Genomic DNA, 12,824 nt, shown 5'->3' with positions numbered 1-12,824 from the left:
GATCTTACGAACGACCCCCTGTGTGATCAATACTTCGCGCCATGGTTGCTTCATGGTGGTCCCGGGCCCGGCTGGGGATCTTTGTGCACTGGACGCCCGCCTCGGTTCCGGGCTGGGCCCCGCCCTACGTTCCGGCGGACGAACTGCCCCTGGCGGGCCGCCGCTCGCCGCTCGGCTGGACGTCGTACGCCGAGTGGTACGAGAACGCGCTCCGCTTCCCCGACAGTCCCGTCTCCGCGCATCACCGCGCGACCTACGGCACCCGCCCGTACACCGCCTTCGGGGGCGACTTCAACGACGCCCTGGACACCTGGGACCCCGCCGCCTGGGCCCGCAGCTTCCGCGCCGCGGGCGCCCGTTACGCCGTTCTCGTCACCAAGCACCACGACGGGTTCTGCCTGTGGCCCTCCGAGGTCGGCAACCCGCACCGCGCCGGCTGGCACACCACGCGCGACGTGGTCGGTGAATTCGCCGAAGCCGTACGGGCCGAGGGGCTCCGCTTCGGCGTCTACTACTCCGGCGGACTCGACTGGACCTTCGACGACCGGCCCATCGGCACCGGCGCGGACACCGTGTCCGCGGTCCCGCGCGGCAACTACCCCGGATACGCGAACGCCCAGATGCGCGAGCTGATCCGGCGCTACCGCCCCGACATCCTCTGGAACGACATCGCCTGGCCGGCCTCCCGCACCGAGGTGCAACGGCTGGTCGCGTACTACCGCTTCACCGTCCCGCACGGAGTCGTCAACGACCGGCTGTTCCCGTACGCGCCGATGTGGCGCGCACTGCAACTCCCGGGCGCCAAGGCCCTGTACGACCGCTGGGAACGCCGCACCATCGCCCAGGGGGAGGGCTTCGTCCCGCGCAAACCCCCCTACTACGACTTCCGCACCCCCGAATTCGCCCGCTACACCGGACCCGACCCGTACGAAATCACCCGCGGCATCGACCACAGCTTCGGCTACAACCGCAACTCCCCGCCCGAGGCGTATCTCGGGCGGGACGCGTTGGACGCGCTGGTGCGGGGGACGGCGGCCGCGGGCGGCAATCTGCTGCTCAATGTGGGGCCGCGCGGCGAGGACGCGACGATCCCCGCCGAGCAGCAGCTCCGCCTGGACTGGCTGGCGGAACTCACCCCGGAACTCACACCATATGGACACGTTCCTGGTTGATGCGATGGCCGGCCCGTGCGAACGCGGCCGCCATCGGCGCGTTGCCCCGGTCGGTGGCGCCCGCGATGAACTCGGCGCCCTCGGCCGCCAGGAAGTGCGTGCACTCGACGAGCAGGTCGTACCCGTAGCCGTGCCCGCGCTGCTCGGGTACGACCCCGATGAAGCCGATGCACGGGCCGGACGGGTTGTGGGCGGGCACATGGATGCCGGCCAGCTCGCCGTCGGGCGTGTACGCCAGCTGCCACCAGGAGCGCGGCGACGGGCACCAGTGGAAGAAGTCGAGTTCCTCCTGCGCCGCCTGCTCCAGACCGCCGGGGCCCTCGACGGCCCGCCGGGCATGCGCGTCCAGTGTGACGGAGTGGACCCGGCGCAGCACGTCGAGGATCACCGCGTCGTCCGGCTCCGGGCGGAAGACCAGCCGGCCGGGCCGCTCGGGCAGGCCGAACTCCGGCGTCCACTCGTAGCGGTACCGCTCGACCAGCGGCTTCATCCCGGCCGCGCGGGCGGCGGCGATCCGGGCCTCCGCGGCGGCCCGGACGTCGGGCCGCTCCCGCCAGTCGGCCGGCAGGATCAGCTCGTATTCGGCGTACAGCGGTGCGCGGCGCAGCAGTTCGGCGCCGGCCCCGTCCTCGCCGTCGGCGAAATCGAACCAGTTGAGCAGCCTCGGCTCGGTGTCCTCGGGCCCGGCCCACCAGGCGGCCCGAGCCACCACGACACCGTCGCGCAGGGCGATCCAGGTCCACTCGGGCCGGTATTCGCCGCCGTCGAGCGAGGTGACGTACCGATGCCCGAAGGCGGCACGGCCGACGAGATCACGGCAGCGCAGGGAGTGGAAAAGATGTGCGTCGCTCTCGGTGAGCGCGCGGACGACCAGATCGGTCATGGAAATGTCCTCCGGAAGAAGCGATGCGCTCCCGGTCAGACCGAAACCGGAACCGCCCGGCGAACGGGTCGGGAGCGCGGGAATGAAGTGGTACGGGTACGCACTGTTCTCGCCTCCTTCCTCGGTTCTCGGGCGGATCGCCGTCACCGTATCCGGTGGTCCGGCCGGCCGTCCACCCGATTCAGTCCCAGACCATGTCGAAGGAGCGCCCGAAGTTCACATACCCGAGACGTTCGAAGGACTTCGCCATCGGGACGTTGCCGAGGTCGGTGGCGGCCCGGATCCGTTCCACACCGTCCTGCGCGGCCAGCACCCGGGTGCCCTCGGCGAGGAGTTCGTCGATGTAGCCCCGGCCGCGCCGGGCCGGAGTCACGCCGATGTAGGCGATGACCGGGTTGTAGCTGTTGCGTGCGGGGATCACGAACCCGACCGGCTCACCACCGGGAAGTTCCGCGACGCGCCACCATTCCCGCGGTGTCGTGTACCCCGCCAGCTCCTCGTCGTAGTGCTTCTCGGCCGCCTCGCGGGCGCTCAGCCCGGAGGCCAGTTCCGCCCGGCCGTGGGCGTCGAGGGTGCCCTCCATCACCGAGGTCATCAGCGCGAGGAGATCGTCCCGTCCGCCGACCGGACGGAACCGCAGCCGCCCGCTGTCGGCGGGGACCGGCGTACCGGCGCGCCACTCCAGGCGCAGCCGCTCGACCAGCATCCGCGCGCCGGAGCGCTCCATCACCCGGATCCGGGCCTCCACGACGTCGCGGGCGGCCGGGTCCTCGCGCCAGTCGGGCGGCACGAACCGTCCGTACTCGGGCCGCGGGGCACCCTCGGGCACGACCGCCGCCGTCGCCTCCTCCAGCAGCCGCAGCCCGGCCTCGCCGCGTTCGGGTTCGGGCAGGGTGTCGTCGAGGTCGAAGAAGTCCAGCAGCAGGGGCGCCTCGCCGTCCCGGCTCCACCAGGCGATCCGCGCCACCACGCGTTCGCCGCGCAACGCCACCCACATCCACTCGGGACGCCGACGTCCGCTCTCCAGGTCCTCGGCGAGCTCGTCGTCGAGGACGTACGACAACCGGCAAAAGAGTTCCAGTTCCTGCGGGCCGCGGAGCGGACGGACGGTCAGTTCCCGTGGTGCGGGGGACATGCGCTCTCCTCGAAGTGCGTGACAGACGTTCCGCCTGTGCCGCGGCCGCCGGCGGGAGACAGTAGCAACGTCCCCTCCGCACCGCCCCGCAATTGCGGCCGGGAGCCCGCTCGCCATCGTGCACCAGGCCGTTACGGGCCAGGCGCTCCACGCAGGTCAGGAGCGCGGAAAGCGGGCTCGTTCTGGACACCCCGGGGCGGTCGCCCCGACAATTGGCCGGGTGACGTCCTCCTTCGAGTCCCACACGTATCCCGTGCGGCTGTCCGACGCCCAGCGCGACCGTGTTCTCGGCGTACTCAGAGACGGCGCGGCCCAGGGCATGCTGTCCCAGGACACCTTCATGCGACGCATGGAACTGGCGCTCGTCGCCCGGCATCCGGAGGAGCTGGAGGCGCTCACCGCCGACCTGGAGAGCAAGGGCCGCTGGTCGCGGCGGGCACTCAGGATCGTGAGCAAGGTGTCCGGCTTCCCCGGCCGGGTGCGCCGGGTCTGGCAGACCGAACGGCTCCCGAAGCTCCTGCTCCCGGCTCCCAGCCCGTACCCCCTTCGGATAGGCCGTGATCCGGGCAACGGACTGCGGCTCAACCACGAGACCGTCTCCCGGCTCCACGCCGAACTCACCGCGCAGGGCGGACACTGGATGCTGCGCGACCTCGGCTCGACCAACGGCACCTGTGTCAACGGACAGCGGGTCATCGGCACGGTCCCGGTCCGCGAGGGGGACCAGGTGAGTTTCGGCCGGATGAGCTTCCGGCTCTCCGCACCCGTCCTCGGACCCCCCGCCTGAGACCGACCGGCAAACGGGGGCCCGCGACGCCGCCTCCCTGTCACCGGACGGTCCGAACCCTCCGGGACCGGCGGCCGCCGGATCAGGACTGCTGGTGCAGACCGCGCCCGGCGAGAGTGAGGAACGCTTCACCGACCGCCTCGGAGAGCGTCGGGTGGGCGTGGACATGGCGGGCCACATCGGCCGGTTCGGCGTCCCACCCGATGATCAGCTGACTCTCGGCGATCATCTCGGAGACGTGCGGGCCGACGAGATGCACACCGAGCACCCGGCCGCCGCGCTCGGAGACGACCTTCACCATGCCGCCCTGTCCGTGCACCATGCCCTTGGCCACAGCCGTCAGCGGCAGGGTGTTGACCACGACATCGTGTCCGGCGTCACGGGCCTGCGCCTCGGTCGGGCCCACCGCGGCGGTCTGTGGGGACGAGTAGGTGACCCGCGGGACCGTCGCGTAGTCCACGGCCGGTGGGCGGAGACCGGCCAGGGTCTCGGCGACCGCCAGGCCCTCGGCGAAGGAGGCGTGGGCCAGACCCGGAGACGGCGGCGGCAGCAGATCGCCCACCACATGGATGCCCGGTACGGACGTTTCGAGACGGGCCCAGTCGGCGGGCGCCACATGGCCGCGGCCGTCGGCGACCAGACCGGCCGCCGCGAGACCGAGCCCGTCGGTCACCGGGGACCGCCCCACCGCGACGAGCAGCCGCTCGGCCCGCACCGCGCGGGTCTCCCCGCGCGCGGTGCGCACGGTCGCCCGTACCCCGTCGTCCAGTACGGCCACGTCCGACATCCGCGCCCCCGTCAGCACATCGATACCGCGCCTCTTCAGACCGCGGGTCAGATGACGCGACACATCGACGTCCTCCAGCGGCACGAGCCGGTCGGCGGCCTCGACCAGGGTCACGTGCGCGCCCATCGACCGGTGGAACGAGGCGTACTCGACCCCGATCGCCCCGCCGCCCAGCACCAGGACGGACCGGGGCAGTTCCGGTGCGAACAGCGCGTCGTCACTGGTGACCACGCGCCGGCCGTCGGCCGTCAGGCCCGGCAGCATGCGCGGCCGCGACCCGGTCGCGAGGACGATGCCGCGGCGTGCCACGACCTCCCCGCGCCCCGTCACGCGGGCGGTGCGAGGACCGGTCAACTCGGCGCTGCCGTGCACCACTTCGACCGCCGCGTGCGCGAGCCGGCCCGTCACGCCCCGGTGGTTGCGTGCCACGATGTCGTCCCGGGTGGCGATCAGCGACGGCCAGTCGACGGCCTCCAGGGTCGCCTTCACACCCCATCGCTCCCGTGCCTGTGCGATGCCGTCCACGAGTTCGGCGGCGTGCAGCATCGCCTTGCTGGGGATGCAGCCGCGGTGCAGACACGTGCCGCCGACCTTGTCGCGTTCCGCGAGCACCACGTCCAGACCGAGGGCCGCCGCCCGCAGCGCCGTGGAGTACCCGCCCGTGCCACCGCCGATTACCAGCACATCGGTCTCGTTCATGCGCGCGTTCCCGTTCCTTGCCGTCGTCCCCGTCATGGCCCCAGCCTCCGTCCCGCCCTTGCCATGAGTCCAAGGCAATGTTTCTGTGGATCCGATGCACGGCATTTATGGGTCGCCTTCACGGGCACGGTCCACGAGGAGGGCGCGATGAGTCTGCGACAGATGGAGTACTTCGTCACGGTCGTCGAGGAGTCGTCGTTCACCCGGGCCGCCGAACTCCTCCACGTCACCCAGCCCGCGCTGTCCCACCAGATCAAGGCCCTGGAGAAGACCGTCGGCGGCGCCCTGCTCGAACGGCTGCCGCGCGGCGTGCGCCCGACCCCGATGGGCCGCGCCTTCCTGCCGCACGCGGAGCGGTCCGTGCGCAGCGCCGCCCAGGCGAGGCGCGCCGCCCGTGCCGCGGCGGGCGCGGAGGGCGGCGAACTGCACATCGCGACGGTGCACGCGGTGGCCGTCGGCATCCTGCCGGAGGTCTTCGCCCAGTGGCGCCATGCGCATCCCGGGGTCGGGCTCGTCCTCCACGAGTACGCCACCACGGAGGCACTGGAGGAACAGATCGAACGCGGAGCCGCCGACCTGGCCGTCGGCCCGGCGCCGGCCGACTGGCCCGGACCCGTCGTCCCGGTCGGCGCGGAGGACATCGTCGTAGTGGTCCCGTTCGACGACCCGCTCGCCGGACGTGCCTCGGTCCGCCTCCGGGAACTGGCCGACCGGTCCTGGGTGCGCTGCGCGATGGAACCCGTCGTCCAGGGACAGGCGTTCCTCGACCGGGCCTGTGGGGAGGCCGGCTTCACCCCCCGTACGGCGGTCCGCACCGAACACACGTCGACGGCGGTTCGGATGGCCGCGGCCGGGGTCGGAGTCGCCACGGCCCCCGCACACATGGTCCGCGCAGCGGTCGGCGAGGACTGCGCGGTCCTCACCGTCGACCCGCCGTGGCGGCGCCCGCTGGCGGTCTTCTCCCGCGTCGAACTCATCGGGGCCGCCGCCGCGTTCACGGAACTGCTCGGCGCCTGCGAACCGTTCGGCCGCCGGCCGCCCACGGACCGGGGGCCGGCCGTCCGGGCACCGAGCCGTCACCCGGATGGCCGTACGTCGACTGCGTGACGTCCCCGTCGGTGATCCCCTGGTGAGGAACCGCGCCGCACACCGGCGCCCTGACGCCCCGGGGGTACGGATGCAGGCCGACGCGCCCGAAGGCATACCGGCGCCCGGCCGCCGGTCCGGCCGGACGCCGCGCGGATCCCGCCCCGGCACCGGGCCCAGCCTGCTCGCCCCGGGTGCCGCGCACGACCCGTACCGGCTCTACCGTGTCCTGCGCGAGGAATACCCGCTGAGCTACGACGCGCCCCTGGGCGCCTGGCTGGTCAGCCGCTACACGGATGTGACCACGGCCCTCGGGGACCCGCGGTTCACCGGATTCCCGCAAGACGGTGGGCCGCGCGGCGGCCCCGCGCCCCTCGGGCTCTGCCACGGCAGCCACCTGTGCACGCCGCACGGACAGCGCGGGACCGCGACCGGACCGGAGTCACGTGGCACGACGGATCCCGGACCGGTGCCACGTCATATGACGGACCCAGAGGTGGTGCAATGTGACAGCGCGGCTCCGGGACCGGTGCCACGTCACACGACGGACCCGCGACCGGTGCCACGTCACATGGTCGAATCCGGACCGATACCACGTCACATGGCCGAACCCGGACCGATACCACGTCACATGGCAGGCCGGATCGAGCGCACCGCCTATGTACTGGCGCGCCGCATCGCGGGCCGCCCGCAGGCCGACCTCGTCGAGGAGTTCTGCCGCCGGCTGCCCGCCGGTTCCACCCCTGAAGCGCCCTCCCGCACGTACATCACCCGGCGGCCCCGCACCGGCATCGGGAGTACCGTCACCCCTTGCATCCGCCACACCGGGCTCCGCGAGACGGCGCTCGCCTCCTTCCTGGCCAATCTCCTGGACGCCCCCGATCTCCTGGCCGCCCTGCGCGTCGAACCGGCCCTGGCCGACCGGGCCTGGACCGAGTCGCTGCGCCGCGACCCGCCCGTGCAGATCGTGCTGCGCCGCACCCTCACCGAGGTCGCCCTCAGCGGCGGCACGCTGCCCGCCGGGCCCCCGTCGCCTGTCTGATCGGCTCGGCGGGCCGCGATCCGGAACGGTTCTCCGCCCCCGACCTCTACGACCCCTTCCGTCACGACCAGGGCAGTTCGCTCATCGGACCCGCCGGCTGTCCGGCCGTAGCGCTCGGCCGGCTGGAGGCGCGGCAGGGCCTGCGCGCCCTGCTCGACGCGATGCCCCGGCTCCGCTGGGCGGAGGGCTTCCGCCCGGCCGGCACCGGACTGCTCACGCGCGGCCCGCGGGCCCTTCTCGTCCGGCCCGGCTGAGCAGCGCCACCGGACGTTCGGCGAAGAGCTCGGCCGCCGCGACCGTGGGCCCGGTGAACTTCCGGCCGGGTGCCAGCAGATCGGCCCACGGCCCGGCGTCCGGCAGCGTCAGTTCCGTCCCGCGCCAGCCGCCCGACTCCGCCAGCCGCAACGAGAGCCTGGTCACCGCGGTCACCACGTCGCCCGAGCGGCAGAAGGCCAGACAGTGCGCGGCCGCCGGCCCACGGGCACCCAGCGGGGCGTACGTACCCGACTCGCCGAACACCTCGGGCCGTTCGCGCCGCAGCCGCAACGCCGCCGCGGTGAGGTCGCCCTTCTCACCGAGGGACCACTCCTCGGACGGGTGGGTGAACGGCCGCCGGTTGTCCGGGTCGACCAGCGCCACGTACTCCCGCTCCGTGCCCTGATACAGGTCCGGCACCCCCGGCATCGTCAGCTGGACCAGCGCCGCGCCGAGCACATTGGCCCGGACGTGCGGATCGAGTGCGTCCGCGAACCGCTCCAGCGCCTCGCGCGCCGGACCGGTGTCCGCGGCCGGTCCCGCCGCGACGAAGTCCGTCACCGCCCGCTCGTACACCGGATCCGGCTCCGTCCAGTTGGTGAAGAGCCCCGCCTCGCGGACCGCCTTCAGCAGGCCGGGCTCCAGCCGGCCCGCGATCTCCCGGGCCGGCACCGTCACGCATCCGAAGGCGGTCTGCCAGGCCTGCCAGGCGAGCTGCGCGTCGGGCGCGGTCGCGGGAGTCAGCCGCCCGAGCTCCACCAGCAGCTCGGCCCACTGCTGCGGACACTGGGTCAGCACCGCGATCCGGGCCCGTACATCGGCGCTCCGCTTGGTGTCGTGGGTGGTCAGAGCCGTGCCCGTGGCCGAAAGGTCGCGCGCCCGCCGGGCACAGAACGCGTGGAACTCCTCCGGCGTCACCGCCGGCCGCCCGGGGTCGCCGCCCACCTCGTTCGCCGAGATCAGCGGTACGTACCGGTAGAACGCCATGTCCTCGACCGACTTGGCGCGCAACGCGGACGCGGTCTGGGCGAACCGGGCGCAGAACGCGGACCGGTCGGCCCCCTCGCCCAGCCGCCCCAGCGCCAGCTCCCGTACGACATCGACGGCCGACGCCTCCTCCGGGACGGGGAACACCGCCTTGGCGTCCCGCACGGCCGAATCCGGGAGCGCCGCCTCGGCCGACTCCGTGCGGGGCCCCCCGGCCGTGGCGTACGGGCGGTAGACGGGCACCCGTACGAGCAGTTCGCGCACGGCGGTGTGCAGCGTCCACGGGGCGTGGTCGCGCAGGAGGGGGTCCTCGGCGCAGACGCGTACGGCGAGCCGGGTCAGCAGCGCGGTCTCGGCGGCCAGCTCGTGCGTCACCACCCGGTACGCGGCCCGGCGGACCGTCGCCGCCCAGTCACCGCCGCGCCCCTCGGCGGGGCGCGCGTACGCGCGGTAGTGGCCGACCAGCTCCGCGGCGCCCATCGGGTCGACGAAGACACCGTCGACACGGTGCAGCGCGTCGTATCCGGTGGTCCCCGCGACCGCCCAGTCGGCGGGCAGCGGTTCGGAGCCGGTGAGGATCTTCTCCACCACCGTCCACCGTCCGCCGGTCGCCGCCGAGAGCCGCTCCAGATAGGCCGCGGGCTCGGCGAGTCCGTCCGGGTGGTCGATGCGCAGCCCGTCGACGACCCCGTCCCGCATCAGTTCGAGGATCTTGTCATGGGTGGCGGCGAAGACCTCCGGGTCCTCCACCCGCACGCCGATGAGGTCGGAGATGGTGAAGAACCGCCGGTAGTTCAGCTCGGTACGGGCCAGCCGCCACCAGCCGAGCCGGTAGTGCTGGGCATCGAGCAGCTCGGGCAGCGGCAGACGGGCGGTACCGGCCCGCAGCGGGAACTCCTGCTCGCCGTGGCGCAACACCTCGCCGTCGACCCGGAGCCTGTCGAGTTCGTCGCCGATCCGCCCCGCGAGCACCGGCAGGAGCACCTTGCCGTCCCCCGCCGCCCAGTCGATGTCGAACCAGCGGGCGTACGGGGACCCTGGGCCTTCGCGCAGCACCTCCCACAGGGCGTGGTTGTGGCGCGGGACGGCCGCCATGTGGTTCGGCACGATGTCCACCACGAGCCCGAGACCGTGCTCACGCGCCGTGCGGGCCAGCTCCCGCAGCCCTTCCTCACCGCCGAGTTCGGCGCGCACCCGGGTGTGGTCGACGACGTCGTATCCGTGTCTGGAGCCGGGCACGGCTTCGAGCACGGGGGAGAGATGCAGATGGGAGACGCCGAGCGCGGCGAGATACGGCACGGCGTGAGCGGCGGCCGAGAACGGGAAGTCCGGCTGGAGCTGGAGCCGGTAGGTGGCGGTGGGCGTCATGCGCCGTTACGTACCCAGCCCGCGGCCTTCTGTGTCACGCGACGCCGCAAAGGGCTCGACCGGCGGTGCGGACGATCGCCGGACGGGCCGCCGGTCCCGGACCCGCCACCCGCGCGGGCCGCCGGTCCCGGTCCTACGCGGGCCGCTGCAGCACCGCCATGCTCCGCCCGACCAGCCTCACCCGTTCGCCCGCCGACACCTTCGGCCCCGAGCGGGGAAGCACCCCGGCCGGACGTGCCGTGTCGACCACCACCGTCCACTGCCGGCCGTGATTCACCGGAACCGAGAAGTCCAGCGTGTCGGCGCTCGCGTTGAACATCAGCAGGAACGAGTCGTCGGAGATCCGCTCGCCGCGCGGCCCCGGCTCCGAGATCGCGTGACCGTTGAGAAAGACCGTCAGCGCCTTGGCGTGCGCGGCCTGCCAGTCCCGCTGAGTCATCTCGCCGCCCTCGGGCGTGAACCAGGCGATGTCCGAGAGCTCGTCGTGCGTGCCCTCGACCGGACGCCCGTGGAAGAACCGGCGGCGCCGGAAGACCGGATGGTCGCGGCGGAGCCAGACCATCGCCCGGGTGAACTCCAGCAGGCTGCTCCCGAGACCGTCCCCCTCGTCCGGGGCGTCCTCGTCCGCGTCGCTCCCCGGGGCTTCGGCCGGCTCGGGCCAGTGCACCCACGACAACTCGCTGTCCTGGCAGTACGCGTTGTTGTTGCCCCACTGCGTGCGCGCGAACTCGTCGCCGTGGCTCAGCATCGGCACGCCCTGCGACACCATCAGCGTGGCGATGAAGTTCCGCATCTGCCGCATCCGCAGATCCAGCACCTCCGGCTGGTCCGTCTCGCCCTCCGCACCGCAGTTCCAGGACCGGTTGTGGCTCTCGCCGTCCCGGTTGCCCTCGCCGTTCGCCTCGTTGTGCTTCTCGTTGTACGAGACCAGGTCGTGCAGCGTGAATCCGTCGTGGCAGGTGGTGAAGTTGATCGAGGCGAGCGGCCTGCGTCCGTCGTCCTGGTACAGGTCCGACGAGCCCGTCAGCCGTCCGGCGAACTCGGCGAGGGTCCTCGGCTCGCCCCGCCACAGGTCCCGCACGGTGTCCCGGTACTTGCCGTTCCACTCGGTCCACAGCGGCGGGAAGTTTCCCACCTGGTAGCCGCCCTCGCCCACGTCCCACGGCTCGGCGATCAGCTTCACCTGGCTGACCACCGGGTCCTGCTGCACCAGATCGAAGAACGAGGACAGCCGGTCCACCTCGTGGAACTGCCGGGCCAAGGTGGCCGCCAGGTCGAAGCGGAAGCCGTCCACGTGCATCTCCGTGACCCAGTACCGCAGGGAGTCCATGATCAGCTGGAGTACGTGCGGCGACCGCATCAGCAGGGAGTTCCCGGTCCCCGTAGTGTCCATGTAGTACCGCTGGTCGTCCGCGAGGCGGTAGTACGAGGCGTTGTCCAGGCCCCGGAAGGAGAGCGTCGGACCCAGGTGGTTGCCCTCCGCGGTGTGGTTGTAGACCACGTCGAGGATCACCTCGATGCCGGCCTGGTGCAGCGCCCTCACGGCCTGCTTGAACTCCAGCACCTGCTCGCCGCGGTCGCCCCAGGAGGCGTACGCGTTGTGCGGAGCGAAGAATCCGATGGTGTTGTAGCCCCAGTAATTGGCCAGCCCCGCGTCCGCCAGCCGGTGGTCCTGGACGAACTGGTGCACCGGCATCAGCTCGATCGCCGTGACCCCCAGTTCCGTCAGATGGGCGATCACCTCGGGATGGGCCAGCCCCGCGTAGGTGCCGCGCAGTTCCTTCGGCAGCCCCGGATGGAGCATCGTCAGACCCTTCACATGGGCCTCGTAGATCACCGTGCGGTGGTAGTCGGTACGGGGGCGCCGGTCGTCGCCCCAGTCGAAGTACGGGTTGACCACGACCGAGGTCATGGTGTGCGGCGCCGAGTCGAGATCGTTGCGCGCGTCGGGGCGGCCGAAGGGATAGCCGTACACCGCCTCGCCCCACCGGATCTGCCCGGCGACCGCCCTGGCGTAGGGGTCGAGCAGCAGCTTCGCCGAATTGCAGCGGGCACCGCGCTCCGGTTCGTACGGTCCATGGACCCTGAATCCGTACCGCTGACCGGGCATCACCCCGGGAAGGTAGGCATGGCGGACGAAGGCATCGGTCTCCCTGAGCTCCACCGCCGTCTCGGAACCGTCGTCGTGCAGCAGGCACAGCTCGATTCGGCCGGCGGCCTCCGAGAAGACCGCGAAGTTGGTCCCGGCGCCGTCGTACGTGGCGCCGAGCGGATACGCCTGTCCCGGCCAGACCTGCATAGGTTCGACTCTTCCTCTGATCCGGGTGCCTGGGGCTTGCGGGCTGCCAGTGCCCCTCCCGGCAAGCTTTGCCCCGTCGTGCCGTCCAGCACGCACGCTCGCGGCGTTGGCCAAAAGTTCTGGTAGCTCCGCTACAAGGACTTCCGGCCGCCTTGCGATCGCACGCACTGGACGACACTCCTCACGGGGCAAACATTGCCGGTCACGGCACTAGAGCCAGATCTTCCCCGAAAGAGGTGCGGCTACCTAGGACGTCGCGCGGTCCGGTCAACATCGGGCCTCTCCGTGTCGCCCCAAACCGGAATCCGGGGCCCCGATTCGGCC

The 12,824-nt window shown here is 72.2% G+C and carries 8 protein-coding genes and 1 pseudogene; 4 read left to right on the top strand and 5 right to left on the bottom strand.

The window, feature by feature from the left end; genetic code table 11:
* Nucleotides 1–41: 41 nt before the first annotated feature.
* Nucleotides 42–1,172, top strand: coding sequence for an alpha-L-fucosidase (locus ACIQCZ_RS15185; RefSeq protein ID WP_402282590.1), 1,131 nt, complete (start codon nucleotides 42–44; stop codon nucleotides 1,170–1,172).
* Here ACIQCZ_RS15185 and ACIQCZ_RS15180 read toward each other — a convergent pair.
* The gene (locus tag ACIQCZ_RS15180) at nucleotides 1,144–2,055 is read right to left on the bottom strand and encodes a GNAT family N-acetyltransferase (RefSeq protein WP_402282589.1); all 912 of its coding nucleotides are present in this window, start codon (nucleotides 2,053–2,055) and stop codon (nucleotides 1,144–1,146) included. The two genes, ACIQCZ_RS15185 and ACIQCZ_RS15180, sit on opposite strands and share 29 nt — an antisense overlap.
* Before the next feature lie 181 nt (nucleotides 2,056–2,236).
* The gene (locus ACIQCZ_RS15175) at nucleotides 2,237–3,190 is read right to left on the bottom strand and encodes a GNAT family N-acetyltransferase (RefSeq protein ID WP_402282588.1); all 954 of its coding nucleotides are present in this window, start codon (nucleotides 3,188–3,190) and stop codon (nucleotides 2,237–2,239) included.
* Between the two features lie 220 nt (nucleotides 3,191–3,410).
* Here ACIQCZ_RS15175 and ACIQCZ_RS15170 point away from each other — a divergent pair, with 220 nt between their 5' ends.
* Nucleotides 3,411–3,977, top strand: a complete 567-nt coding sequence (locus tag ACIQCZ_RS15170) for an FHA domain-containing protein (protein ID WP_402282586.1) — start codon at nucleotides 3,411–3,413, stop codon at nucleotides 3,975–3,977.
* An 82-nt stretch (nucleotides 3,978–4,059) separates the two neighbouring features.
* Here the strand turns inward: ACIQCZ_RS15170 and lpdA are convergent, their stop codons facing one another.
* Nucleotides 4,060–5,463: a dihydrolipoyl dehydrogenase gene (lpdA, locus tag ACIQCZ_RS15165; RefSeq protein ID WP_402282585.1), complete on the bottom strand. Its 1,404-nt coding sequence runs from the start codon at nucleotides 5,461–5,463 to the stop codon at nucleotides 4,060–4,062.
* Between the two features lie 147 nt (nucleotides 5,464–5,610).
* On the opposite strand from lpdA, the gene ACIQCZ_RS15160 reads away from it, so the two are divergent.
* Both ACIQCZ_RS15160 and ACIQCZ_RS15155 read left to right on the top strand, forming a co-directional pair.
* The gene (locus ACIQCZ_RS15160) at nucleotides 5,611–6,570 is read left to right on the top strand and encodes a LysR substrate-binding domain-containing protein (protein ID WP_402282583.1); all 960 of its coding nucleotides are present in this window, start codon (nucleotides 5,611–5,613) and stop codon (nucleotides 6,568–6,570) included.
* Nucleotides 6,571–6,640: 70 nt separating this feature from the next.
* Nucleotides 6,641–7,845: pseudogene (locus ACIQCZ_RS15155) on the top strand (cytochrome P450).
* On the opposite strand, the gene treY reads toward ACIQCZ_RS15155, so the two are convergent.
* Nucleotides 7,805–10,201 carry a malto-oligosyltrehalose synthase gene (treY, locus tag ACIQCZ_RS15150; protein ID WP_402282582.1) on the bottom strand — a complete coding sequence of 799 codons (2,397 nt, stop codon included), beginning with the start codon at nucleotides 10,199–10,201 and terminating at the stop codon, nucleotides 7,805–7,807. The pseudogene ACIQCZ_RS15155 and the gene treY sit on opposite strands and share 41 nt — an antisense overlap.
* A 133-nt stretch (nucleotides 10,202–10,334) precedes the next feature.
* Nucleotides 10,335–12,500, bottom strand: a complete 2,166-nt coding sequence (glgX, locus tag ACIQCZ_RS15145; RefSeq protein WP_402282580.1) for a glycogen debranching protein GlgX — start codon at nucleotides 12,498–12,500, stop codon at nucleotides 10,335–10,337.
* Between the last annotated feature and the right edge of the window lie 324 nt (nucleotides 12,501–12,824).

The organism is Streptomyces sp. NPDC093149, assembly GCF_044754145.1.
In the GTDB taxonomy this organism is placed as follows: Bacteria; Actinomycetota; Actinomycetes; order Streptomycetales; family Streptomycetaceae; genus Streptomyces.
Note: the sequence above shows the minus strand (reverse complement) of the source record. Positions and strands in the feature narration are given on the sequence as shown.